The 25,126-nt window shown below is 63.4% G+C and carries 24 protein-coding genes; 19 read left to right on the top strand and 5 right to left on the bottom strand.

The genetic code is table 11. The features are described 5' to 3' along the window. Positions 1-10 precede the first annotated feature (10 nt). The 7 genes from MRY75_RS15295 to MRY75_RS15265 all read left to right on the top strand — a co-directional run bounded on the left by MRY75_RS15295 (position 11) and on the right by MRY75_RS15265 (position 5,786). Positions 11-1,543: an acyl-CoA carboxylase subunit beta gene (locus MRY75_RS15295; RefSeq protein WP_292308865.1), complete on the top strand. Its 1,533-nt coding sequence runs from the start codon at positions 11-13 to the stop codon at positions 1,541-1,543. 42 nt (positions 1,544-1,585) lie between these two features. Then, positions 1,586-1,936, top strand: coding sequence for a hypothetical protein (locus MRY75_RS15290; RefSeq protein WP_292308864.1), 351 nt, complete (start codon positions 1,586-1,588; stop codon positions 1,934-1,936). Next, complete coding sequence (locus MRY75_RS15285; RefSeq protein ID WP_292308863.1) at positions 1,933-2,319, top strand: DUF6497 family protein; 387 nt, start codon at positions 1,933-1,935, stop codon at positions 2,317-2,319. Before MRY75_RS15290 ends, MRY75_RS15285 begins: the two co-directional genes overlap by 4 nt. Before the next feature lie 214 nt (positions 2,320-2,533). Beyond that, positions 2,534-2,680, top strand: coding sequence for a hypothetical protein (locus MRY75_RS15280; protein ID WP_292308862.1), 147 nt, complete (start codon positions 2,534-2,536; stop codon positions 2,678-2,680). 63 nt (positions 2,681-2,743) lie between these two features. Continuing rightward, complete coding sequence (locus MRY75_RS15275; RefSeq protein ID WP_292308861.1) at positions 2,744-3,106, top strand: hypothetical protein; 363 nt, start codon at positions 2,744-2,746, stop codon at positions 3,104-3,106. Between the two features lie 337 nt (positions 3,107-3,443). Beyond that, positions 3,444-3,659 carry a hypothetical protein gene (locus MRY75_RS15270; protein WP_292308860.1) on the top strand — a complete coding sequence of 72 codons (216 nt, stop codon included), beginning with the start codon at positions 3,444-3,446 and terminating at the stop codon, positions 3,657-3,659. A gap of 126 nt (positions 3,660-3,785) precedes the next feature. Beyond that, entirely contained in the window at positions 3,786-5,786 is a 2,001-nt protein-coding gene (locus tag MRY75_RS15265) for an acetyl/propionyl/methylcrotonyl-CoA carboxylase subunit alpha (protein ID WP_292308859.1), read from the top strand. Positions 5,787-5,858: 72 nt separating this feature from the next. Here MRY75_RS15265 and MRY75_RS15260 read toward each other — a convergent pair whose 3' ends face one another. Beyond that, on the bottom strand, positions 5,859-6,296 hold the full coding sequence (locus MRY75_RS15260) for a DUF4174 domain-containing protein (protein ID WP_292308858.1): 438 nt from the start codon (positions 6,294-6,296) through the stop codon (positions 5,859-5,861). Positions 6,297-6,494: 198 nt separating this feature from the next. Between MRY75_RS15260 and scpA the strand changes: the two genes are divergently transcribed. The 6 genes from scpA (at position 6,495) to MRY75_RS15230 (ending at position 11,977) form a co-directional block, all read left to right on the top strand. Beyond that, positions 6,495-8,624 carry a methylmalonyl-CoA mutase gene (scpA, locus tag MRY75_RS15255; protein WP_292308857.1) on the top strand — a complete coding sequence of 710 codons (2,130 nt, stop codon included), beginning with the start codon at positions 6,495-6,497 and terminating at the stop codon, positions 8,622-8,624. Between the two features lie 77 nt (positions 8,625-8,701). Next, positions 8,702-9,319, top strand: coding sequence for a VOC family protein (locus MRY75_RS15250; RefSeq protein WP_292308856.1), 618 nt, complete (start codon positions 8,702-8,704; stop codon positions 9,317-9,319). Then, positions 9,316-9,795 (top strand): GNAT family N-acetyltransferase, encoded by a 480-nt coding sequence (locus MRY75_RS15245; protein ID WP_292308855.1) that lies wholly within the window; start codon positions 9,316-9,318, stop codon positions 9,793-9,795. Before MRY75_RS15250 ends, MRY75_RS15245 begins: the two co-directional genes overlap by 4 nt. A 42-nt stretch (positions 9,796-9,837) precedes the next feature. Then, positions 9,838-10,521 carry a molecular chaperone DjiA gene (locus tag MRY75_RS15240; protein WP_292308854.1) on the top strand — a complete coding sequence of 228 codons (684 nt, stop codon included), beginning with the start codon at positions 9,838-9,840 and terminating at the stop codon, positions 10,519-10,521. 21 nt (positions 10,522-10,542) lie between these two features. Continuing rightward, a complete protein-coding gene (locus tag MRY75_RS15235) occupies positions 10,543-11,574 on the top strand; it encodes an endonuclease/exonuclease/phosphatase family protein (protein WP_292308853.1) in 1,032 nt (343 codons plus the stop codon). Between the two features lie 76 nt (positions 11,575-11,650). Further along, positions 11,651-11,977, top strand: coding sequence for a hypothetical protein (locus tag MRY75_RS15230; RefSeq protein WP_292308852.1), 327 nt, complete (start codon positions 11,651-11,653; stop codon positions 11,975-11,977). Positions 11,978-11,980: 3 nt separating this feature from the next. Here the strand turns inward: MRY75_RS15230 and MRY75_RS15225 are convergent, their stop codons facing one another. The 4 genes from MRY75_RS15225 to MRY75_RS15210 form a co-directional block, all read right to left on the bottom strand. After that, positions 11,981-13,033 carry a YeeE/YedE family protein gene (locus MRY75_RS15225; RefSeq protein WP_292308851.1) on the bottom strand — a complete coding sequence of 351 codons (1,053 nt, stop codon included), beginning with the start codon at positions 13,031-13,033 and terminating at the stop codon, positions 11,981-11,983. Between the two features lie 206 nt (positions 13,034-13,239). Next, positions 13,240-14,220: an ABC transporter permease gene (locus tag MRY75_RS15220; protein WP_292308850.1), complete on the bottom strand. Its 981-nt coding sequence runs from the start codon at positions 14,218-14,220 to the stop codon at positions 13,240-13,242. Then, entirely contained in the window at positions 14,213-15,250 is a 1,038-nt protein-coding gene (locus MRY75_RS15215) for an ABC transporter permease (RefSeq protein WP_292308849.1), read from the bottom strand. The genes MRY75_RS15220 and MRY75_RS15215 overlap by 8 nt, the downstream gene beginning before the upstream one ends. An 88-nt stretch (positions 15,251-15,338) precedes the next feature. Continuing rightward, on the bottom strand, positions 15,339-17,045 hold the full coding sequence (locus MRY75_RS15210; RefSeq protein ID WP_292308848.1) for a peptide ABC transporter substrate-binding protein: 1,707 nt from the start codon (positions 17,043-17,045) through the stop codon (positions 15,339-15,341). A 266-nt stretch (positions 17,046-17,311) separates the two neighbouring features. Here MRY75_RS15210 and MRY75_RS15205 point away from each other — a divergent pair, with 266 nt between their 5' ends. Genes MRY75_RS15205 through MRY75_RS15180 form a run of 6 tightly spaced genes read left to right on the top strand, consistent with a single transcriptional unit; the run spans position 17,312 to position 25,031 of the window. Further along, a complete protein-coding gene (locus tag MRY75_RS15205) occupies positions 17,312-19,132 on the top strand; it encodes an ABC transporter ATP-binding protein (protein WP_292308847.1) in 1,821 nt (606 codons plus the stop codon). 31 nt (positions 19,133-19,163) lie between these two features. Next, positions 19,164-20,087: an endonuclease/exonuclease/phosphatase family protein gene (locus MRY75_RS15200; RefSeq protein WP_366934940.1), complete on the top strand. Its 924-nt coding sequence runs from the start codon at positions 19,164-19,166 to the stop codon at positions 20,085-20,087. Positions 20,088-20,103: 16 nt separating this feature from the next. After that, complete coding sequence (gene argE, locus MRY75_RS15195; protein ID WP_292308846.1) at positions 20,104-21,270, top strand: acetylornithine deacetylase; 1,167 nt, start codon at positions 20,104-20,106, stop codon at positions 21,268-21,270. Further along, entirely contained in the window at positions 21,270-22,616 is a 1,347-nt protein-coding gene (locus tag MRY75_RS15190) for an FAD-dependent oxidoreductase (protein WP_292308932.1), read from the top strand. The genes argE and MRY75_RS15190 overlap by 1 nt, the downstream gene beginning before the upstream one ends. Before the next feature lie 58 nt (positions 22,617-22,674). Then, on the top strand, positions 22,675-23,844 hold the full coding sequence (locus MRY75_RS15185; protein ID WP_292308845.1) for a M20 aminoacylase family protein: 1,170 nt from the start codon (positions 22,675-22,677) through the stop codon (positions 23,842-23,844). A gap of 23 nt (positions 23,845-23,867) precedes the next feature. Further along, entirely contained in the window at positions 23,868-25,031 is a 1,164-nt protein-coding gene (locus tag MRY75_RS15180) for a M20 aminoacylase family protein (RefSeq protein ID WP_292308844.1), read from the top strand. The last annotated feature ends 95 nt before the right edge of the window (positions 25,032-25,126 follow it).

Here is a 25,126-nt window from a genome sequence, read left to right as displayed (position 1 = left end):
GGGACGGTCCATGAAAGATATTCTGCAGGAACTGGAAACGCGCCGCGCCGATGCCCGTCTGGGTGGGGGACAGGCGCGCATCGACGCGCAGCACGCGCGGGGCAAGCTCACGGCGCGCGAGCGGGTCGAGCTGCTGCTCGACGAGGGCAGCTTTGAAGAATATGACATGTTCGTCACGCATCGTTGCACCGACTTCGGCATGCAGAAGAACAAGCCGGCTGGCGATGGCGTGGTCACCGGCTGGGGCACGATCAATGGCCGCATGGTCTATGTGTTCTCTCAGGACTTCACCGTTCTGGGCGGCTCGGTCTCGGCCACCCACGCGATGAAGATCTGCAAGATCATGGATATGGCAATGCAGAACGGCGCGCCGGTGATCGGGATCAACGACTCGGGTGGGGCGCGCATCCAGGAAGGTGTGGACAGCCTTGCGGGCTATGGCGAGGTGTTCCAGCGCAACATCATGGCATCGGGCGTGGTGCCGCAGATCAGCGTGATCATGGGGCCCTGCGCGGGTGGCGCGGTCTACAGCCCCGCGATGACCGACTTCATCTTCATGGTGAAGGACAGCTCGTACATGTTCGTCACCGGTCCCGACGTGGTCAAGACCGTGACCAACGAGCATGTGACCGCCGAGGAGCTGGGCGGAGCCACAACGCATACGCGCAAGTCGTCCGTTGCCGATGGCGCGTTCGAGAACGATGTAGAGGCGCTGGCCGAAGTGCGGCGTCTGGTGGATTTCCTGCCGCTCAACAACCGCCAGCCCAGCCCGACGCGGCCGTTCTTCGATGATGTCGACCGGGTGGAGGAATCGCTCGACACGCTGGTGCCGGAAAACGCCAACACGCCCTATGACATGAAAGAGCTGATCCTCAAGATCGCGGACGAGGGCGATTTCTACGAGATTCAGGAAGACTTCGCCAAGAACATCATCACCGGGTTCATCCGGCTCGAAGGGCAGACCGTGGGTGTGGTGGCCAACCAGCCGATGGTGCTGGCCGGAGTTCTGGACATCGACTCGGCCCGCAAGGCCGCGCGGTTCGTGCGGTTCTGTGACTGCTTCGGGATTCCGATCCTGACGCTGGTGGACGTGCCGGGCTTCCTGCCGGGGACGTCGCAGGAGTATAACGGCGTGATCAAGCACGGCGCGAAGCTGCTCTTTGCCTATGGCGAGGCGACAGTGCCGAAGGTGACGGTCATCACCCGCAAGAGCTATGGTGGTGCCTATGTGGTCATGGCCTCCAAGCATCTGCGCGCGGATGTGAACTATGCCTGGCCGACTTCGGAGATCGCCGTGATGGGCGCCAAAGGCGCGACAGAGATCATCCACCGTGCCGATGCGGGCAATGCCGAGAAGATCGCAGCACACACCAAGGAATACGAGGACCGCTTTGCCAATCCGTTCGTGGCGGCAGAGCGCGGCTTCATCGACGAGGTGATCCAGCCGCGCAGCACGCGCAAGCGGGTCGCCCGGGCGTTCGCCGCGCTGCGGTCGAAGCAGCAGTCGATGCCGTGGAAGAAGCACGACAACATTCCGCTGTAAGAGGGATGCCGGGCGGAAGCCCGGCCGACGAGTTAGGCAGTCATGGCACGTAACGGCTGGCACATTCTGCGCGACGAGACCGGGCTGACCTTGGCCCGGCACCTTCCTGCGCGTTTTGACGTGTCGGTCTCGGCGGAGCTGCCCTTGTGTGATGCCGGGCGTCTGGCGCGGCAGGTTCGGCAGGATGTCTGGCGCGCCTTGCAGCGGGTGCGGGGCTTTTCGCCCGTGGTGCGTGTGGAGCGACTGGAGCATGTGATGCGCGTCACGGCCGGTGGTCGCTTGGCGGAGCGCCGGTCAGCAGCTTCGGTGTCCGATCGTTTGGACGACGTCCTGACGGATCCGAAATTGCGGTCGCGCTGGCTGTCATGGGCGCGGAGGGGGCGGCAGGCATGAGGGCGCTGGTATGTCTGACTGCAGGTTGTCTGCTTGCACACAGCGCGTGCGCCGAAGACCTGTCGGTGCCCTCGGGCCAGCCGGTGACGTTCCACGAGATGCTCTGGGACCGGCCGGGCGGCGGGCTGATCTACCGCTTTCGCTTCGTTGCGCCCGAGATCGGGCAGGACGGCCGGGAATACGAGGATGTGGAGGTCGACATGCAGTACCTGTGCGAAACCTTTGCCCTGCCGCGTCTTGCGGAAACCGGGCCGCAGCCCAGTCAGATCGTGATTTCCTTCAGTCAGGAAGAGACCGAATTCGGCATCGCGAATGAAGACGTCATCCAGTTTTTCGAGGCGTATCGCGTCGAGAACGAGACCTGCATCTTGGAGTTTTTCTGATGCGTCCACAATATGTTGCGACACGTCGTTCAGACGATACGGGGTTTGAGTCTTTTGCGTCACAGCACCGCGATGTTGGCGGCTGTGGATATCTTTCATCCGGGGTTTCAGGGTATTCTGAGGCGGACTGCACCCAAGCAGTCGCTACCTCGAACCGAGGACAGGCAGGACCAGCAGGTCCTGTTGGGTCCTTTGAACCTGACAGGAGAACTAGATGTCAAAGAGCATCAAGCTTCTTGCCGCAGTCGGTCTTTTTGCTGTTCTGTCCGCGTGCGGACACAAGCAGGCCGAAGAAGAGTTTGTGGTTATCGACCCTGAGCCGATCAGCCACGAACCTGTGTACACAGGCAAGTACAAGTAACCTAGAAACGGGGCGGGCAGAGGCGTCCGCCCCCTTTTCCCGGATGCTGAGCGGGGGTGTCCCATGCTGAAGCATCGCGGCTTCCCGGGCCGTCTTCCGGGCACTGATTTCCAGTTCACCATCCGCCGCCCGAATCCCAAGGGGGTGACGCCGCTGATCAAGCGCGAGCGCTATCGCGACCGCAAGGCGGTGGATCGCAAGGCCGACACGGCCTTCATGGCAGCACTCTGGGCGCATTTTGGCGATGAGCCGTTCGAGCGGGGCAATCTTGATGCGGGACGGCTGAGCTGGCTCTTCGGGCGCGAGGTGCTGCCCTATGACGACCCGTTCGATCCCGAAAGCTACGAGGCGCTTCTGATTATCAACGAGTCGGTGGCGAGGGCTTCGTTCCCGGAAGCCTTTGACGAGCCCGAGGAGTGGGCGTGATGTTGCTTACCGAAGGTCAATTTGCGCGGGAAAAGGCCGATACCTTGGGTTGTATCGCATTTCCGATTGACGCGTTTAAGGGTTGTGGCACTCTGGGCGTGTTCCTAGTGACATGGCGTTGGCAGATTGCGCCATTTGTTCACCGTTACCCTTCCCCTGTCGGGCTCCTTGGTCATACCCCATGCCAAGGGCCCGACTTTTTGCTTTTCGGATCAGCGTGTTACAGTGACGGGCAAGGATCTGCCCAAAATCGGCATCCGCGCAGGAAGCGCTGGAACCCTGTCGCGATCCGGGGTGTTACTCCTCCAAGGGCAAAGACCTGCAAAGGAGCAGACACATGGATTTCCACTCGATCACACCCGCAAAGATTTTCGGCGTTGTCGCGCTGCTGGGCCTGTCGGCCTGCGGTGACACGCTTGGGGAACAGGCGCTTCTGGGCGGTGCCGCAGGTGGCGGAACGGCCGTTGCAACCGGGGGCGACCCGGTCACCGGTGCGGCCGTCGGCGCTGCGGCCAACGTCGCCTATTGCCAGACCTATCCGGAACGCTGCTGAACGATCGGCACGTCCCGATCACTCACGGAATGCGACCGTCGTGGCCTTGCGCTGCGGCGGTCTTTTTCATGCCATCGCTGCGGGATGCGTCCCCGGCCAAGAAACGACTGACGGAAAGGGACAGACATGTTCGACAAGATCCTGATTGCCAACCGGGGCGAGATCGCCTGCCGGGTGATCAAGACCGCCCGCAAGATGGGCATCAAGACGGTGGCGATCTATTCGGACGCCGACAAGAATGCGCTGCATGTCGAGATGGCGGACGAGGCGGTTCATATCGGTCCGCCGCCCGCGAACCAGTCCTACATCGTCATCGACAAGGTGATGGACGCGATCCGGCAGACCGGCGCGCAGGCGGTGCATCCGGGCTACGGCTTCCTGTCGGAAAACCCCAAATTCGCCGAGGCTCTGGAAGCGGCGGGCGTCGCGTTCATCGGACCGCCGAAAGGGGCGATCGAGGCGATGGGGGACAAGATCACCTCCAAGAAGATCGCGCAGGAAGCCGGGGTCTCCACGGTGCCGGGCTATATGGGCCTGATCGCGGACGCGGACGAGGCGGTGAAGATCTCGAACGAGATCGGCTATCCGGTGATGATCAAGGCCTCCGCCGGCGGCGGCGGCAAGGGCATGCGCATCGCGTGGAACGACACCGAGGCGCGCGAGGGCTTCCAGTCGTCCAAGAACGAGGCCGCCAACAGCTTTGGGGATGACCGGATCTTCATCGAGAAATTCGTCACTCAGCCGCGCCACATCGAGATCCAGGTGCTCTGCGACGCGCATGGCAACGGGATCTACCTGAACGAGCGCGAATGTTCGATCCAGCGCCGCAACCAGAAGGTCGTGGAAGAGGCGCCGTCGCCCTTCCTTGATGAGGCCACCCGCAAGGCGATGGGCGACCAGTCGGTCGCTTTGGCCAAGGCGGTGGGCTATACCAGCGCGGGCACGGTGGAATTCATCGTCGATGGCGACAAGAATTTCTACTTCCTCGAAATGAACACCCGCCTTCAGGTGGAACACCCGGTCACCGAACTGATTACGGGCGTCGATCTGGTGGAGCAGATGATCCGCGTCGCCAATGGCGAGCCGCTGACGATCACGCAGGACGACGTCAAGATCAATGGCTGGGCCATCGAGAACCGGCTCTATGCCGAAGACCCCTATCGCGGCTTCCTGCCGTCGATTGGCCGTCTGACCCGCTACCGCCCGCCAGTGGAAGGCGCATTGGGCAATGGCGTCGTGCGCAACGACACCGGTGTGTTCGAAGGCGGCGAGATCAGCATGTATTACGACCCGATGATCGCCAAGCTCTGTACCTGGGCGCCGACGCGCGGCGAAGCCATCGAGGTGATGCGCCACGCATTGGACAGTTTCGAAGTCGAAGGGATCGGACACAACCTGCCGTTCCTGAGCGCGGTGATGGATCATCCGAAATTCATCTCGGGTGACATGACGACGGCGTTCATCGCCGAGGAATATCCCGACGGGTTCGAAGGTGTGACCCTGGGGGAAGACGCGCTGCGCAACATCGCGGCGGCCTGCGCGGCGATGAACCGGGTCGCGGAGATCCGGCGCGCGCGCATCTCCGGGACGCTCGACAACCATGAACGCCATGTCGGCGAACTGTGGAACGTGTCGTTGCAGGGGGTCGATTTCGACATGACCATCGCGGCGGATCACGGTGGATCGACCGTTCGCTTTGCCGATGGGGCCGAGGTTCGGGTGAGCGGCGACTGGACGCCGGGCGACCAGCTGGCCCGCATGACGGTCAATGACCAGCCGCTGGTGATGAAGGTCGGCAAGGTGTCGGGCGGGTTCCGCATCCGCTCGCGCGGGGCCGAGCTCAAGGTCCATGTCCGCACCCCGCGTCAGGCAGAACTCGCCCGGCTCATGCCCGAGAAGGTCGCGCCCGACACATCGAAGATGCTGCTCTGCCCGATGCCCGGTCTGATCGTGAAGATCGACGTGGCCGAAGGCGACGAGGTGCAGGAAGGTCAGGCGCTCTGCACCGTCGAGGCGATGAAGATGGAAAACATCCTGCGCGCCGAGCGCAAGGGCGTGGTGTCCAAGATCAACGCGGCGGCGGGCGACAGCCTCGCCGTGGACGATGTCATCATGGAGTTCGAATAAGGCCGTGACTGCAGCTGCGCGCATATCCGGCCTTGACCCGGTGTGGACTGACCGCACCGGGTGGGAAAGGGCCTATCCGCGCGGCAAACCTTCGGTGCGTTCCTGGATCTCCTGCTGGCGTGTGGGCATCTTGTCGATGGCGCGGCTGATTTCACGGACGTCCCAGGGCAGGGGCTTGCGGTGTTTGACGCCGCCATCCTTGTCGATGATGGCCAGCATGAACCCGCGCGGCCGGAGGGCGGTGCGGGCCGGGGTTCGTTCCGCTGGGTTGGTGTCGGTGATGATCACCACATCCCGCAGATCGAGCGCGTGCAGATCGCTGGTCAGGTACTGCATCTGCTGCACGTATCGCGGATCGGCGGGGCTGTCGGCAAAGACCACGACGGGGCGCTTGATCCAGAGAAATTCCTCAAGCGTCACGGTTTCGGCGGACCGGATCATGTCGACGGACAGGTCGTCGACGGTTGCACCGGACTCCTGCGCCTGTCCCGCAATCGGGGCGGACAGCATGAGAGATGCAAGCACTGCGGATAAGACTTTGTTCATACCCGAAAACATAGGGCGCGCTCTGCACAATGCGAAGGCACGAAGCGCGTCCACACGCAAAAAAGTGACCGCGCTCCTGCGGCACGGCTCTCGACCCATTCCACAATCGCACCCGTGCACATGCGGCAGGGTGCGAATGACGACAAGAGGAACAGACAGAAGATGACGTCCAAGACAGACACATGGCGCGCGCTGGCCGAAAAGGAACTGCGCGGGAAATCGGTCGACTCGCTGACCTGGAAGACGCTCGAAGGGATCGAGGTTCAGCCGCTTTATACCGAGGACGACATCAAGGACCTGCCGCATCTGGGCACGCTGCCGGGTGAAGCGCCGTTCACGCGCGGGGTGAAGGCCACGATGTATGCGGGCCGTCCCTGGACGATCCGACAGTATGCGGGGTTCTCGACCGCCGAGGAATCGAACGCGTTTTATCGCAAGAACCTGGCGGCCGGTCAGCAGGGTGTGTCGGTGGCGTTCGATCTGGCCACGCACCGAGGCTATGACAGCGATCACGAGCGGGTTGTCGGCGATGTCGGCAAGGCCGGTGTGGCCATCGACTCTGTCGAGGACATGAAGATCCTCTTCGATGGTATCCCCCTGGATCAGGTGTCGGTGTCGATGACAATGAACGGCGCGGTCATTCCGATCCTCGCCAATTTCATCGTGGCGGGCGAGGAGCAGGGCGTGGACCGCGCGCTGCTTTCGGGGACCATCCAGAACGACATCCTCAAGGAGTTCATGGTCCGCAACACCTATGTCTACCCGCCCGAGCCGTCGATGCGGATCATCGCGGACATTATCGAATACACCTCGAACGAGATGCCCAAGTTCAACTCGATCTCGATTTCCGGTTACCACATGCAGGAGGCGGGCGCGAACCTTGTGCAGGAGCTGGCCTATACGCTGGCGGACGGCAAGGAATACGTGCAGACCGCGATGGCGCGGGGCATGGATGTGGACAAGTTCGCAGGCCGGCTGTCGTTCTTCTTTGCCATTGGCAAGAACTTCTTTATGGAGGCGGCTAAGCTGCGCGCGGCGCGCCTGCTCTGGCACCGGATCATGACCGATCTGGGCGCAAAGAACGACCGCTCCAAGATGCTGCGAACCCATTGCCAGACCTCGGGTGTGTCACTGGCGGAACAGGATCCCTATAACAACGTGATCCGCACCGCCTATGAGGCGATGAGCGCGGTTCTGGGCGGCACCCAATCGCTGCACACCAATGCGTTGGACGAGGCGATTGCTCTGCCGACCGAGTTTTCGGCGCGGATCGCGCGGAACACGCAGTTGATCCTGCAGGAAGAAACCGGCGTGACCAAGGTGGTCGACCCGCTGGCGGGATCTTACTACGTCGAAAAGCTGACCCATGATCTGGCCGAAGCCGCGTGGACCCTGATCGAAGAGGTCGACGAAATGGGCGGCATGACCAAGGCCGTGGCATCGGGCATGCCCAAGCTGCGGATCGAGGAAACGGCGGCGCAGCGGCAGGCGGACATCGACCGGGGCACCGATGTGATCGTGGGTGTGAACAAGTACCGGCTCGCCAAGGAAGATGCGCTCGACATTCTGGATGTGGACAACGTCAAGGTGCGGCAGAGCCAGATCGCCCGGCTGGAGAGCATCCGCAGCACCCGCGATCAGGCGGCCTGCGACGCGGCGCTGGCCGAGCTTGAGAAACGTGCGGCCGAAGGCGGCAATCTGTTGGAAGCGGCGGTCGAGGCTTCCCGCGCCCGCGCCACGGTAGGAGAGATCAGCATGGCGATGGAAAAGGTGTTCGGCCGTCACCGGGCCGAGGCGAAGACATTGGCGGGCGTCTATGGCGCGGCCTATGAGGGCGACGAAGGCTTTGCCGCCATCCAGCGCTCGGTCGAGGCCTTTGCCGAGGACGAAGGCCGTCGTCCACGGATGCTCGTGGTCAAGATGGGGCAGGACGGGCATGACCGGGGCGCAAAGGTGATCGCGACCGCGTTCGCAGACATCGGTTTCGACGTCGATGTGGGGCCATTGTTCCAGACCCCGGCCGAGGCGGCGCAGGACGCCATCGACAACGATGTGCATGTGATCGGTATTTCCTCGCAAGCCGCCGGACACAAGACTTTGGCGCCGCAGTTGGTGCAAGAGCTGAAGGCGCAGGGTGCGGGGGACATTCTGGTCATCTGTGGTGGGGTCATCCCGCAGCAGGATTACCAGTTCCTCTATGACGCCGGGGTCAAGGCGATCTTCGGTCCGGGCACCAACATTCCGGAGGCGGCGCAGGACATCCTGCGGCTGATCCGCGAGGCGCGCGGCTGACATCCGGGCAGGCGGACGCGGGACCGCGTCCGCTGTTTTCCGTTGACGGAAAACCCGCCGCATGTGTCAATGTCGGCATGAAATTCGAACTGGATCATATCGCGGTTGCGGGTGAAACGCTGGAGGAGGCGGTGCGCCACAGCGAAGAGGCGCTGGGGGTGACGCTCTCGCCCGGCGGTCAGCACGCGCATTATGCCACGCACAACCGGGTGTTGGGGCTGGAGAACGACCTCTATTTCGAGGCCATCGCCCCTGATCCGTCCCAGCCCAAACCGGACTATCCCCGGTGGTTCGGGCTCGACGACTTCGACGGACCGGCGCAGCTCGACAAATGGATCCTGCGCTGTGACGACATCGAGGCGGCGCAGCGGATGTTTCCCGAGGCCGGAGAGCCGGTGCATCTGTCTCGCGGAGACCTGAGCTGGACCATGCTCGTGCCGCCGGATGGCCGGCTGCCCTTTGGAGGCCAGTTCCCGGCGATCATCCAGTGGCATACGGAAACGCCACCGGGCGTGTCCCTGCCCAGTGCCGGATTGCGGCTCGAGGCGCTGACGATCTGCGGGCCGGATGTCAAAGAGCTGCAGAACCGGCTTGCCCCGGTGTTCGACAATGACCGGGTGCTCTACCAGACCATGTCGGATCGCATGATGCAGGCGGTGTTCCTGACCGCAGGTGGGCGGCGCATCCTGACATGATCATCCGGCCTGCGCGCGCCGCGGATGCCGAGGCGCTGGTGATGATCCTCAACGATGTGATCGACACAACGACCATCACCTTCACGTCGCAGCGCAAGACGGTCGAGGACGTGCGCGACGATATTCTCGCCAAGGGCGACGCCTTTCTGGTGGTCGAGATTGATGGCATCGCTGCCGGATATGCGAGCTATTTTCCGTTCCGCTCCGGTCCCGGCTATGCGCGCACCAAGGAACACTCCATTGCGCTTGCCGGACCTGCGCGTGGCCGGGGCGCCGGTCGGGCGCTGATGCAGGCGCTGGAGGAGGTGGCGCGGGCAGAGGGCGTGCATTCGCTCTTTGCGGGTGTCAGCGGGGAGAACCCGGCGGGTCTGGCCTTTCATGCACGGCTTGGCTTTGTCGAGGTTGCCCGCCTGCCGGAGGTCGGATTCAAGTTCGGGCGCTGGCTTGACCTTGTGCTGATGCAGAAAATGCTGTGATGCCGCACTGACAGTTTCGCGCTTTTCGCGTAGACTGCGAACATGTCGATCTGGTCGCGCATAGCCGATGCCCTGTCGGCCCTTGCCTCGGGCGAGGGTCTGACGGAGGTGTTCGACCGGTTGCGCACGCCACCGGAAAAGACCGTCGCCTTCACCATCGCCGTGATCGCGCTTTCGGCCAAGATGGCCAAGGCGGATGGGCTTGTCACACGCGACGAGGTGATGGCCTTTCGCGAGGTGTTCCACATCCCGCGCGAGGACGAAGCCGGGGCGGCCCGCGTGTTCAATCTGGCCCGTCAGGACGTGGCCGGATTCGAGGAGTACGCCAAGCGTATTCGTGCGATGTTCGGTCAGGATCAGGGTACGCTCTGCGACCTGATGGAGGGGCTGTTTCACATCGCCATGGCGGACGGATCCTATCATCCGGGCGAAGAGGCGTTCCTGCTGCGCGTTGCCGAAATCTTCGAATTGCCCGAAACGTCATTCCGTCGCCTGAAGTCGCGGTTCGTGCCGGATGCCGCGCCCGATCCCTATGACGTTCTGGGCGTCGATCCGGACATGCCGCTTGACGAAATCCGCGCCGCCTGGCGGCAGTTGGTGCGGGACAGCCATCCTGACCGCATGATCGCACGGGGCGTGCCGGAAGAGGCGGTGAAGCTGTCGGAACGGCGGCTCATCGACATCAACCGGGCCTGGGAAGAGATCGCGGCGCGCGAACACGCATGATGCGTGGCGTTTGACAGCGGCATGCGGCTGGCCACCTACAACGTGGAATGGTTCGACGCGCTCTTCGATGATGCGGGGCAGTTGGTTGCGGACGGGTCCTGGTCGGCGCGTCATGATGTGACCAAGGCCATGCAGACCGAGGCTCTGGGCATTGTCTTTACCGCGCTTGATGCGGATCTGGTCATGGTGATCGAAGCCCCGGACACAAGCCGTCACCGCGATACCGTGCGGGCTTTGGAAAGCTTTGCCGCCGCATTTGATCTGCGGGCGCGCAAGGCGGTGATGGGGTTTGCCAATGACACCCAGCAGGAAATCGCGGTGATGTACGATCCTGACGTGGTGACGGCCCGGCATGACCCAAGAGGTCATGCCCCGGTGCCGGGCGCGCCGCCTTCGGAGGGGGCTCCTCGGTTCGATGGCACCTTCCGCATCGACCTCGACATCGACGCGACCGAGGACAAGGTGGCGTTCTCGAAGCCGCCGCTCGAGATTGCGCTGACCCTGCGTGCCAATGGGCAGGAGATCCGTCTGATCGGCGCGCATCTGAAATCCAAGGCACCGCACGGGGCCAGAAGCCGGGACGAGGTGATGCGCCTGTCCATCGCCAACCGGCGCAAGCAACTGGCGCAGGCGATCTGGCTGCGCGCGCGGGTGATGGAACACCTGGCCGCCGGAGAACCCCTGATTGTCATGGGGGATCTGAACGATGGTCCCGGTCTGGATGAGTACGAACATCTGTTCGGTCGCAGTTCGGTCGAGATCATCCTCGGGGAGGGCGATCATGCGCTCTACGATCCGCACGCGTCAAAGGCGCTGTTGCGGCGGATCGGTCCTCAACCGACGACCGCGCGCTTCTACATTCCGCAGGAGGACCGCTATTTGCAGGCGCTGCTGGATTACGTGATGGTCTCGGGCGATCTGCGTCCCAAGGCCCGGCGCTGGCGCATCTGGCATCCGTTCGATGATCCGGTGTGCTGGACCACGCCCGAGCTGCGCGAGGCGTTGCTCGTGGCGTCTGATCATTTCCCGGTTACGGTGGATTTCGATCTCTGAGGTGCAATCGCTTACGAGAGCGCCTATATTCCCTGTCATGATACGCAGGACCACATGTGCACTGGCTGTTTCTCTCATGCCGTTCGGCGCGATGGCGCAGGACGACGAAGGCACGAGCCTGATGGAGGAAGGCGCCAAGCTTTTCTTCCGAGGGCTCATGCAGGAGATGGAGCCTGCGCTGCGGGAGCTTGAAGGGCTGGCCGACGAGATCGAACCGGCCCTGCGCAGTTTTGCCGAAGAGATGGGTCCAGCGCTTCGCGACCTGATGGAGCAGGTGGAGGACTGGTCGGCTTATGAGCCGCCTGTCGTATTGCCGAACGGGGATATCCTGCTCCGGCGCAAGCCGGATATGCCGCCGCTCGACACGCTCCCGCCGCCTGAAGACGGCGAGATCGATCTGTAGGTCTTATTCGGCTGGTTGGGCGTAGGCGGACTGGCGCGACGGTTTGAGCGCCGCGTTGGTCAGCACCGCACCCGCCGCGATCGACAGGATCGCCAGAAGCGCCGCGATGGACAGGGTGGGCACACCGGCGAGACCCGCACCCACGGTGCAGCCCCCGGCCAGAACGCCGCCCACACCCATCAGAACGGCACCAGACGCGTAGCGACCGGTTTCGGCGGGGGTAGAAAAGCTTTGCCACTGGAAGCTGCCGAAGAGGAGCGAGGCCACGAGTGCGCCCAGAACCGTGCCGCCGATCAGCCCGACCCCGAAATTCGCCGGGATCGAGGTGGAGGCCACGGTCCAGAAGAGCGTGTCGGCATAGGGCGCGGTGAAGGACAGGCTTTCCAGCGCGACCGGGTCGAAATCATCGTAGAGCACGAAGCCGGTGCCGACCCAGCCCAGCGGGACAAGGGCGCCCAGAGCGGCGGCAAGGATCAATGTGCCCGCGCGGTTCCCCGAGCGCAGCGCGACGGCCAGCGCAGCCAGTGCCAGCAGGGCCGACCAGACCAGACCACCGCCCGGCAATTGGGACAGCGACACCGTTTCGCCCAGCGACAGGGTGACGGAACCGAGCGTTGTCCGGACGGGCGCCAGCACGCCCTTGAGCGTGGCATGGGCGGTGATAGCGAAGACCAGCAGAACGAACACGGCGCGCAGGTTGCCGGTCGCCGACAGTACCGTCAGGCGCGAGGCGCAGCCCCGGGTCAGAACCATGCCCGCGCCGAACGCCAGACCACCGAGAACGATGGCGAGGATTGGAAGGTCGGCGGCCATGAACCTGTGGTCGTCAAAGCTGATCAGTCCGGAGAATACAGCTGCCTGGGTGCCGAGGATCGCAACCGCCAGAGCAGTCAGCCAGACGCCCATCGCCTGCTTGCGGTCATCGCCGACAAGGCTCCGACGGAAGCAGAATTTCGTGCGTTCCGCCAGCAGGCCGAATGCGGCTCCGAGGATCAGAGCAAAGCCGACCGCCACTTGCGGCGCGGTCATGTTTTCAAAACCAAGGGATTCGAACATCGGGGCCTCCTTCGGAACTCCAAATGGCCAGATGGAGGGAAACTTTCCCTCTGACAAGGGGGCGATCAGGACAAATTGGCGATGAGAAGGGGAAGGGGTTGCGCTTTTGTCAGTACAACCGGAACGCCGTCCCGATTTTTCGGGAAAAACCGGGGCCGACGTTCAGATCGGGCGATGCGCTGTGCGCCGTTCGGTCTTATTTCCTGTCAGCGCCCACGGATGCGCGGATCCAACGCGTCGCGCAGACCATCGCCCAGATAGTTCACGCTCAGAACGGTGAGCGAGATCGCAATGCCGGGCAGGTAGACGCGTTCCGGGAACTGCTGCATCCGCTGCACGGCATCCGCCAGCATCTTGCCCCATGTGGGGAAGTCGGACGGGAAGCCGACGCCAAGGAAGCTGAGCGCGCTTTCGGTGATGATGGCCGTGGCCAGACCCAGCGTGGCCGAGACCATGATGGGGGACAGCACGTTGGGCAGCAGATGGCGTTGCACGATGCGGAACGGTGTCGTTCCGATGGAGCGTGCGGCCAGAATGAACTCGCGTTCCTTGAGAGCAAGGATGTCGCCACGCACGATCCGCGCGGTGGGCATCCAGCTTGTGATCGCGATGATGCCCACGATCAGAACGAACATGCCGCCTTCCGGCCCGAAGGCCTCGCGCAGGGGCTGGCGGAAGAGCGTCACGGCCACCAGCAGCAGCGGCAGGATCGGCAGCGACAGGAACAGGTCGGTGAGGCGCATGAGCAGCCCGTCTGCCTTGCGCACGAAGCCGGCCAGAACGCCCACGGCAGTGCCGATCAACAGGCTGAGCACCATCGCGGCCCAGCCGACGGCCATCGAGGTGCGGCCGCCCTGAATGATTTGGGCAAGCTGGTCGCGGCCCAGTTGGTCGGTCCCGAAGGGGCGGTTCCAGGCCACCTTGGCCGTCCCGTCCCAGAGCGCGGTCCAGATCGGCCGGAGGTCCTTGTTGCGGATGTCGAGCTTTTGCGCATCGACCTGCCAGATATAGGGGCCCAGCAGCACGGCGAGCGTGATGAAGAGCAGGAAGCCCCCGCCGAACATGGCGCCCTTGTGTTTGCGGAACTGGTCCCAGACGTCCTTCCACTGGCTGCGCGGCGGCTCGAGCGGGCCTTTGTCGGCCAGCGCTTCGATTGGGGTCGGTGTGGCTTGCACGGGCTCAGTCATAGCGGATCCTCGGGTCGAGAAGGCCGTAGAGGATATCGGCAATCAGGTTGAAGAGTACGATCAGCACGGCAAAGATGAAGGTCAGCGTCATCACCATCGGCAGGTCATTGGCGAAAAGCGCGGTGATCAGAAGCTGGCCGATGCCGTTCACCTTGAACACGTTTTCGGTGATGATCGCGCCCCCGAAGATCGACGGCACGTTGAGTGCGATCACGGTGATGACCGGGATCATCGAGTTGCGCAGCACGTGCACGGTGACGACGACCGCCTCGCTCAGCCCCTTGGCGCGGGCCGTGCGCACGTAGTCCTGATTGAGGTTGTCGAGCATCGAGGCGCGCATGTAGCGGCTGATCTGCGCGGTGGTCTGCAGCGCCAGCACCATCACCGGCAGGATCATCTGCTGCAGCTGGAATTTGAAGCTGGCCCAGTCGTTGACCACATGGGTCGTGTCATAGATCGACGGGAACCATCCGAGCTGGACCGAGAAGATCACGATCAGCAGCGGACCGGTGAAGAAGGGCGGGATCGAGAAGCCGATCATCGTGATGAACGTGCCGGACTGGTCGAAGACGGAATACTGCCGGTAGGCGGAATAGATGCCGATCGGCAGGGCGATCAGGATGCCCACCACATAGGCCATGCCCACCACCCAGAGGGTCTGCGGGATACGCTGGATCACGATGTCCATGACCGGGCTGCGGGTCTGCCAGGAGATCACGCGCAGTTCACCCTGATAGAGCTGGGTGTCCGGCAGCCAGCCCAGCAGGGCGCTGGAATTGGTCATGTAGTCGATGAAGACCTTGGGTTCGATCCAGAACACCTGGACCAGCCATTTCCAGTATTGCACCAGAGGCGGTTCCCCGACCCCCAGAGCCTGGCGCATCTTTTCCTTCACCTCGGCGGGGACGGTGAGGGGGACCTGCGCCATCGGGTCGCCGGGGGCGAGCTGGAGCAGCATGAAAATGACAAAACTGATGAACAGAAGCGTCGGAACGGCAAGGACAAGTCGTCGGACGGCGAAGGTCAGCATCGTGTGGCGCCTCGGGTCATGAGTCTCTTATGGGGAACGAAGAACAGGATGGGCCGTCAGACCCATCCTGCCTGTACACGATCAGCGATCAGTTGGACTTGATGCGGTACCAGTCCGCAACGTTCCACAATTCGCTGTCCCACACGTTCAGGACGACACCGCCGAGGGTGTTGGCATGCGCCGACAGACGGCCACGGTGGACCAGCGGGATCATCCCGCCATTGTCGGTCATCATCGCGCTGAGCTCACGGCCGATGCGCTGGCGCTCGGCCATGTCGGCGGTCTTGGTCAGCTCGGCATGGAGTGCGTCATACTCTTCCATGCAGAAGCGGCTGATGTTCTCGCCCTGCCACTGGGTTTCCGGGCGCGGCGCGTTTGCGCAGAGACCGTTGCCCAGATAGGCCTGCGGGTCGGTGCCGTTGAAGGTGTTGGCGTACATCTGCACGTCCGCATAGAACTTCTGGAACGTGTCGGGCGAACCCGCGTCGCCGCCGAAGAATACGGACGAATCGACATTGCGCAGTTCGACTTCGAAGCCGATCTGTTCCCACCATTCCTTGATCAGTGCCTGGAAGTCCTGACGGACGGCGTTGGTCGAGGTCTGATAGAGGATCGAGAGCGGCACCCCGTTGTGCTCGCGCACGCCATCGCCATCGCTGTCGACAATCCCGGCCTCATCCAGAAGCGCTTTTGCGCCGTCGATGTCCTGCACGTCACAGCCTTCGAATGTCGAGGCGAAAGCTTCGGGTGCCGGAACCCAGGAACAGCCGACCTTGCCGGCCTGTCCGTAGCCGATTTCCACCAGCAGCGGACGGTCGATGGCCATGGACATCGCCTTGTAGACCGCCGGTTCCTGGAGGAACGGGTGCGGATGCATCGCGGTCGAACGTTCACCTTCGGGCAGGTCCGGGCTCGGGTCGGTCTGGTTGACCATGATGCGCTCGAGCAGCGGGCCGAAGCCGGCCACGGGCACGCCTTTGCCGCCGGCTTCCATCTGCGCGATCACGTCGGGTGCAAGCTGGAGGTTCCAGGCGTAGTCGAATTCGCCGGTTTCCATGACGGCCTGACCCGCCGCGCGGGCATCGCCGCCACCCTTGAAGGTCACGCTGGCAAAGGCGGGCTTGGCCGGGTCGCGGTAATTCGGGTTGGCCGACATGGTGATCACGTCGTTCGGCTTGAATTCATCGACCACGAACGGGCCGGTGCCGATCGGGTTGAAGTTCTGTTCGGTGCAGGTCGATGCGGCGGCACCCAGGCAGCTTTCGAACTGCGCCTTCTGCAGGATCGGGCTTTCGCCGCCGACGAACGGACCATAGGGGTTCGGCGTCGGGCCTTCGAAAGTCACGATCACGGTCAGATCATCGGGGGTCTCGACGCTGCTGACGCCGTTGAATTTGGTCTGCTGCGCGCAGCCACCTTCGGGGTGGGTGCAGTATTCATGTGTGAAGGCCACATCCGCCGAAGTGAAAGGCGTGCCGTCGGACCAGAGCAGGCCGGGGGTGATTTTCCAGGTGATCGAGGTGAGGTCTTCGCTCACGCCGCCATTGGCCACGGTCGGGATTTCCTCGACCAGCCAGGGCACCAGTTCACCCTTTTCATTGTAGCGTGCCAGCGGCTCGATGATCATCGACGCCGATTCCACGTCTTTGGTGCCGCCCGACAGGAACGGGTTCAGGATTGAGGGCGCTTGCCAGTAGATGATCTTGACTTCGCCATCGGCGCCACGCTCGGCAAACGCGGCAGGCGCAATCGCAACGGCGGCAGCGGCCCCCAAAAGCAGGGATTTGAGTCTCATTTGTCTCTCCTTGTTGGACACAGTTCATTCCGTGTCGTTTTCATTGGTGGGATGCGCCTGCCGCCTGTCGGTGCTGATTTTCGGAGCAAATGCGCCGGAAACCGCGTCGAAACGCGCAGGTTCGTCCCCCTGTCTGCGCATCGAAACAGCTTTTGAGCAAAATGCAAGTCCCGTGGGAGCGATAACAGGGGCGACGTAGAGACATCGTTTGACTCTGGCCCCGCGTCGGTTAGCGTTTGGGCAAAGACACAAAAAGGACTGCGCCCATGCTGGATGGCAGCATCGCCAAAATCGAAAATCTTCGCGTCGAATTCCAGACGAAGTCGGGAACCGTGGTTGGCGTGGAAGATGTGTCCTTCGAGATCAATCCCGGCGAGACGGTCTGCGTCGTGGGCGAATCCGGGTCGGGCAAATCGGTGTCGTCGCTGTCGCTCATGCGGTTGATCGAATTCGGCGGGGGTGACATCGCGGGTGGGCGGCTGCTGTTTGACCGCAAGGATGCGGGTCAGGTCGACCTGTCGGACACCGATCAGGACCTCATGCGCACGATCCGGGGCAACGAGATCGGCATGATCTTTCAGGAGCCGATGACGGCGCTCAACCCGGTGTTCACCGTCGGCCGTCAGTTGACCGAAGGACTGCGCCTGCACAAGGGCATGAGCCGAGCGCAGGCCGAGGCACGCGCGCTCGAACTGATGCGGCAGGTCCGCATTCCGGAACCCGAGCGGCGGCTCAAGCAGTATCCGCACGAGCTTTCGGGCGGCATGCGGCAGCGCGTGGTGATCGCCATGGCGCTGGCCTGCGAACCCCGCCTGCTGATCGCGGATGAACCGACTACGGCGCTGGACGTGACGATTCAGGCCGAGATCCTCGCGCTGATGGACCGGCTCAAGCGGGAAACCGGCACGGCGGTTATGTTCATCACCCATGACATGGCCGTGGTGGCACAGATGGCCGACCGCGTGGTCGTGATGTTCCGCGGCAACAAGGTCGAGGAAGGCACGGTCGAAGAGATCTTCGAGAACCCGCAGCATCCCTACACGCAGGCGCTTCTGGCGGCGGTGCCCAAGCTGGGTGAGATGAAGGGCACGGACCTGCCGCGCCCGATGCGCCTTCTGGGGCGGGACGGCTCAGAAGTGCCACCGATCACCGGGTCCGATGACGTGCTGCTCGAGGTCAAGCACCTGACGACGCGATTTGCGGTCAAGGGCGGGTTCTTCCGTCGCACGGTGGCGAATGTGCACGCTGTGGAAGACCTGTCTTTCACCGTGAACAAGGGCCAGACGCTGAGCCTTGTCGGGGAGTCGGGCTGTGGCAAATCCACCGCCGGGCGGTCAATCCTGCGTCTGGTCGAGCCGATGAAAGGCAGTATCTTTCTCGATGGCAAGGACATCATGGCGCTGAGCCAGTCCCAGCTGCGCGAGGCGCGGCGGGACATGCAGATGGTGTTCCAGGACCCGTTCGCCTCGCTCAATCCGCAGATGCAGCTGGCGGATCAGGTGTCCGAGCCGATGCGCAATTTCGGCATCGGTTCGAGGGCAGAGATGCAGAAGAAGGTGGAAACGCTGTTCGACCGGGTGGAGCTGCCGCGCAGCTTCATGCAGCGCTATCCGCATGAATTGTCCGGTGGTCAGCGTCAGCGGATCGCGATTGCCCGCGCCCTGGCTCTGAACCCCAAGCTGATCGTGGCGGACGAGGCGGTGTCGGCGCTCGACGTGTCGGTGCAGGCGCAGGTGCTGAACCTGATGCTGGAGCTGCAGGCGGAGCTTGGGATTTCCTTCCTTTTCATCAGTCATGACATGGCCGTTGTCGAGCGGGTGAGTCACTATGTCGGCGTGATGTATCTGGGCCGTATCGTGGAGCTGGGCCCGCGCCGTGCGGTGTTCGAGAACCCGCAGCACCCCTACACGCAGGCACTCATGAAGGCGGTTCCGATCGCCGACCCGCGTCAGCGCAAATCCGAGAAGGATCTGAACTTCAAGCCGATCCCATCGCCGATCCATGGTTTGGATTACAAACCCGAGCCGTCGATCTACCGCGAGGTGGAACCGGGTCACAAGGTGCTGATCACCGACAGCGGGTACTGATCGCCGCGCGGGATGCGGCTGGAAAGCGTGGATGATGCGTGTTTTCAAATGGTGTGTGCGCGGTCTGATCGCGGTGTTCGCGTTGCTGACGCTGGTGGCCTGCGCGCTGCACGTCACGCAAAGCGACGATGCGGAGGGGGTGGCACCCCCCGACGGCGACGCATTGCGTATCGCATCCTACAACGTGCATTACATCTGGCTCGACCGCGAAACCGGGCCATGGTCGGTGGGCGACTGGGACCGGCGGAAAGAGCCGTTGAACAAGGCGTTCAGGGCGTTGCAGGCGGATGTTGTGGCATTTCAGGAGATGGAAAGCTTCCAGCGCGGCGATGACGGGTCGGTCAACCTCGCTCGGGACTATCTGATCGGTCAGAACCCCGGCTATGGCGTTGCCGCAACGGGGGATTGGCGGACATTTCCGACGACGCAGCCGATCTTCTACCTTAAGGATCGGTTGCAACCTGTTGATCAGGGTTGGTTTTTCTTTTCTGACACGCCGGACGTGATCTACTCGCGCACCTTCAATGGCTCTTATCCGGCCTTTGCGTCATGGGCGCAGTTCGAGGACCGCGGCACGGGGCAGAGGTTCCGTGTGGTGAACGTACATTTCGAGTATTCCAGCCGGTCGAACCGGCTTTTGTCGGCCGCGCTGGTGCGGGACCGGCTGAGGCCCTGGGTCGAGGCGGGCGAGACCGTGTTCCTTGTCGGAGACCTCAACGCGTTGCATGGCGCACAGACGATGCGGATCCTCGAAGAGACGGGCGTGGTCTTCGACCGCACTCCCGGCGCGACCTATCACCTCAACCGGGGAATCCATGTGCTTGGCGCGATTGATCATCTGAGCCGCACCCCTGACGTGCGATTGCAGACCGGGCCGGAGGTCTTGCAACGTCGATTTGACGGCGAATGGCCGTCGGACCATCATCCGGTCTACGCCGACTACCTGCTCCCCTGATCCGCAAAGTGAGATTATGCCCAATCGTCTGACCCCGCGCGCCATTCTTGACCAATTGGTAAAATTTCCCACCGTCAGCCGCGACACCAATCTGCCGCTCATCGACTGGGTCGAGGCATATCTGGCCGAGCACGGTGTCCAAAGCCATCGGCATGTCAAATCCGACGACCCCTCCAAAGCGGCGCTTTTTGCGCATGTGGGGCCGGAGGTTGCGGGTGGGGTGGTGCTGTCCGGTCACACCGACGTGGTGCCGACCGACGGCCAGCCCTGGAGCACCGATCCCTTCACCGTGACCGAGAAAAACGGCAAGCTTTACGGGCGCGGTTGCACCGACATGAAAGGCTTTGACGCGCTGGCCATCTGGGCGCTGGTCGAGGCGCAACATCGGGGTGTGCAGCGTCCATTGCAGATCGCGCTCAGCTATGACGAAGAGATCGGCTGCACCGGCGCGCCTGCTCTGATCGAGGCGATGCAGGGCGTGGTGCCCACGGCGGACACGGTGATCGTGGGCGAGCCGACGATGATGAAGGCGGTCACCGGGCACAAAGGCGGCAACACGTTCTGGGTGCATGTGCATGGGTTCGAGGTCCATTCCTCGATCCTGCATACAGGTGTGAGCGCGATCATGTATGGGGCCAAGCTAATCGAGTGGGCCAACCGCATGAACGCGGAAAGCGCCGCTGCGGAACCGAGGCCGATCGCGGCGCAGTTCGATCCGCCCTACACCAATGTGCATGTCGGTCAGATCAAAGGCGGCACGGCGCATAACATCACCGCCAAGGATTGCGAGTTTGGTCTGGGATTCCGCGTGGTGCCGGGCGAAACGCTCGATCAGTGGGAGGCCAGGCTGCGCGAGGCGGCGGCCGAGATCGAGGCGGAAATGAAGGCGGTGCGGCCTGAGGCGTGGATCGAGATCACGCCCGCGTTTTCCCTGCCGCCCTTCAAGCCCGAAGATGGCGGCGCTGCGGAAACGCTGGTGCGGCAACTGACCGGGGACAACGGGACGAAATACGTCTCCTACGGCACCGAGGCGAGCCATTTCCAAAGCGCGGGTTATTCCGTGGTGGTTTGCGGCCCCGGTGACATTGCGGTGGCGCATCAGCCGGACGAATACATCACCGTCGCACAGTTCAACGAAGGACACGCGTTCATGGAGCGTTTGCTGGGGCATCTGTCAGCATGATGCCCTTTCCCATTTCCGAAGCGACCCCTGTCGCCTTTCCCGGCCCGCCGCCTTCAGAGACCGATGTGGTTGTCATTGGTGGCGGCGTCATCGGCGTCTGCACGGCGCTTTACCTTGCCCGCAAGGGGCGGCGGGTGGTGCTGGTTGAAAAGGGGCGCATCGCGGGCGAGCAATCCTCGCGCAACTGGGGCTGGATCCGGCAGCAGGGCCGTGACCCGGACGAATTGCCGATCATGGTCGAGGCAAACCGCCTTTGGAGGGAACTGGCCAGCCAGACCAATGTCGACCTCGGTCTCAAACGGTCGGGTGTGACCTATCTGGCCGAGAGTGAGAAAGAGCTTCAGGGCTACGCCGACTGGCTGCCCTATGCGACGGCACAAGGGGTGGATACGATTCTGCTGGATCGTACGGCGCTCAAGGCGCGGTTTCCGGAACTGGCCGAGGGAGGCTTTGTCGGGGCGATCACAACTCCGTCCGACATGCGGGCCGAGCCTTGGGTCGCGGTGCCGGCGCTGGCCGGGATCGCGGTGCGCGAGGGCGCTGTGATCGTCGAGGCCTGCGCCGCGCGCAAGCTGGACATCGCGGCGGGGCGCATCACCGGCGTGTTCACCGAGGCCGGGCGGATCGCCTGTTCGGATGTGGTGGTCGCGGGGGGCGCGTGGTCTTCGCTGTTCCTGCGGGCACATGGCGTGTCGATCCCGCAACTGTCGGTGCGAGCCAGCGTGGGCGCGACCGAACCCGTGCACCTGCCGCATCAGGGGGCGGCGGCAGGTGGCAAGTTCGCCTTCCGCACGCGGGCGGATGGCGGGGCGTCCTTGGCGGCGGGGGGATTTCACGAGCTGTTTGTCGGGCCGGATGCGTTCCGCGCCTTACCGAAGTTCCGGGCGCAGTTGATGGCCGATCCGTTCGGCACGCGGTTTCTGCCAGCGGCCCCCAAGGGCTATCCCGATGCCTGGAGCACCAAACGCCAGTGGGAGGGGGACGAGGTGTCGCCCTTCGAGGGCATCCGCGTGCTCAACCCCAAACCCCATGCCGGCAAGCTGCGCAAGGTGGCGGATGAGGTGGCAAAGCTGTTCCCCGAGGTGGGGCCGATCCGCTATCGCGCGATGTGGGCGGGCATGATCGACACCATGCCGGACGTGGTGCCGGTGGTGGACCGGGTGGATGCGATCCCCGGTCTGACCATCGGCACGGGCATGAGCGGGCACGGGTTCGGCATCGGTCCGGGGATGGGCCGGGTGTTGGCCGATCTGGTCTGCGGCGATGCGCCGGGACACGACCTGCGGCGGTTCCGTCTGTCGCGGTTCACTGACGGCAGCGTGATGGAGCTGGGTCCGGCGCTATAAGACGCTTGTCCTTGATGTTAGCGTCGGTCAGTGTGCCGCAACACAAGGGAGAGCGCATATGCCGGTCAAGAACAGCATCGCCGAAAACGCGGGCGACATCACCCAGTGGCGGCGGTATCTGCACCAGCATCCCGAACTGATGTACGACGTTCACGAGACGGCGGCGTTTGTCGTGGACAAGCTGCGCAGTTTTGGCGTGGACGAGATCACCACCGGCATCGGGCGCACCGGGGTTGTGGCGATGATCAGGGGGCAGGCGGATACAAAAGGCCGGGTCATTGGGTTGCGCGCCGATATGGACGCGCTGCCGATCACCGAGGCCTCGGGTGTCGACTATGCCAGCACCGTGCCCGGAAAGATGCACGCCTGCGGCCATGACGGGCACACGGCGATCCTGCTCGGGGCGGCGCAGTACCTGACCGAGACCCGCAATTTCGACGGCACCGTCGTGCTGATCTTCCAGCCTGCTGAAGAGGGCGGGGCAGGCGGGCGCGCGATGGTCGAGGACGGTCTGATGGACCGCTGGAACATTCAGGAGGTCTACGGTCTGCACAATGCGCCCCGCATCCCGGTGGGCCATTTCGCCATCCGGCCCGGGCCTCTGCTGGCGTCTTCGGACGAGTTCGAGATTCGCGTGACCGGGCGGGGTGGCCATGCGGCAGCCCCGCATGAGGCGGTGGATACGACGCTGGTGGCGGCGCAGATCGTCGTGGCGCTGCAATCGGTGGTGTCGCGCAACGTCAACCCGGTGCGGCCTGCGGTGGTGACCGTGGGCACGTTCCAGACCGACAGCCATGCCTCGAACGTGATCGCCCATACCGTGCGCATGGAGGGCACGGTGCGCACTCTGGCGCAGGAGGTTCGGGGACAGGCGGAGGCACGGATTCGCGCGCTTTGCGAAAGCACGGCCTCGGCCTATGGCGCAAAGGCCGAGGTGATCTGGACGCCGGGCTATCCGGTGACGGTGAACCATCCCGAACAGACCGCCTACGCAGTCGAGGCGGCGCGGGCGGTGACGGATCACGTGGATGACGACACCGATCCGATCCTGCCCGCCGAGGACTTTTCCTACATGCTTGAAGCCAGACCCGGAGCCTATATGTTCCTCGGCAATGGCGACACCGAGATGTGCCATCATCCGGCCTATGTCTTTTCCGATGACGCGATTCCCATGGGATGCAGCTGGTTCGCGGAGCTGGTCGAACGCCGGATGCCGCTCTCGGTCTGACACTCGATGAAAGGAGGCAGTTCATGCCCGTGAAGAACCGATTTGCCGAATTGCAGGACGAAATCACCGCGTGGCGGCGTGACTTGCACGAGAACCCCGAGATCCTCTTCGAGACGCACCGCACCAGTGCCTTGGTGGCGGAACGGCTCAAGGAGTTCGGCTGCGACGAGATCGTCACCGGTATCGGCCGCACCGGCGTGGTGGGTGTCATCAAGGGCAAGACCGACACATCCGGCAAGGTCATCGGCCTGCGGGCTGACATGGACGCGCTGCCGATCCACGAACAGACGGGGCTGGACTACAAGTCCAAGACCGATGGCGCGATGCATGCCTGTGGGCACGATGGACATACGGCGATGCTGCTCGGGGCGGCCAAGTACCTGTCCGAGACGCGCAATTTCGATGGCACCGTTGTGGTGATCTTTCAGCCCGCCGAAGAAGGCGGCGGCGGGGGCCGCGAGATGTGCGAGGACGGCATGATGGAGCGTTGGGGCATTCAGGAGGTCTACGGCATGCACAACTGGCCGGGCCGTCCGGTGGGCAGCTTTGCCATCCGTCCCGGCGCGTTCTTTGCCGCGACCGACCAGTTCGACATCACCTTCGAGGGCAGGGGCGGTCATGCCGCGAAACCGCATGAGACCGTAGACTCGACCGTGATGGCGGCGCAGGCGGTGCTGGCGTTGCAGACCATCGCAAGCCGCAACGCCGATCCGATTGATCAGGTTGTGGTGTCAGTCACCTCGTTCGAGACCTCGTCCAAGGCGTTCAACGTGATCCCGCAGCGGGTGCATCTGAAGGGCACCGTGCGGACCATGTCGTCCGAGATGCGCGACCTTGCGGAAACCCGTATCAAGGACATCTGCGCGGGCATCGCGGCCACGTTTGGCGGGTCGGTCGAGGTGAAATACCACCGTGGTTATCCGGTGATGGTGAACCACGAGGACCAGACCGAGTTCGCCGCCGAAGTGGCCAAGGCGGTCTCGGGTGGCTGTGACGAGGCCCCGCTGGTCATGGGCGGCGAGGATTTCGCCTTCATGCTCGAGGAATGCCCCGGCGCCTATATCCTTGTCGGCAACGGCGACAGCGCGGCGGTGCATCACCCGGAGTACAACTTCAACGACGAAGCGATCCCGGCAGGCTGTTCCTGGTGGGCCGAGATCGTCGAACGGCGCATGCCTGCGGCTTAAGTCTTGGCGTCAGTGGGATCGGAACGGCGGGCTGTCATGGTCCGCCGTTTGTTTTCTCCGTGTGTGGCGGGGATGGATTTCTACGCGGACCCGCC

It is taken from the genome of Marivita sp. (assembly GCF_022763305.1).
Lineage (GTDB): Bacteria > Pseudomonadota > Alphaproteobacteria > Rhodobacterales > Rhodobacteraceae > Marivita.
This window is presented reverse-complemented; position numbering and strand designations above follow the sequence as displayed.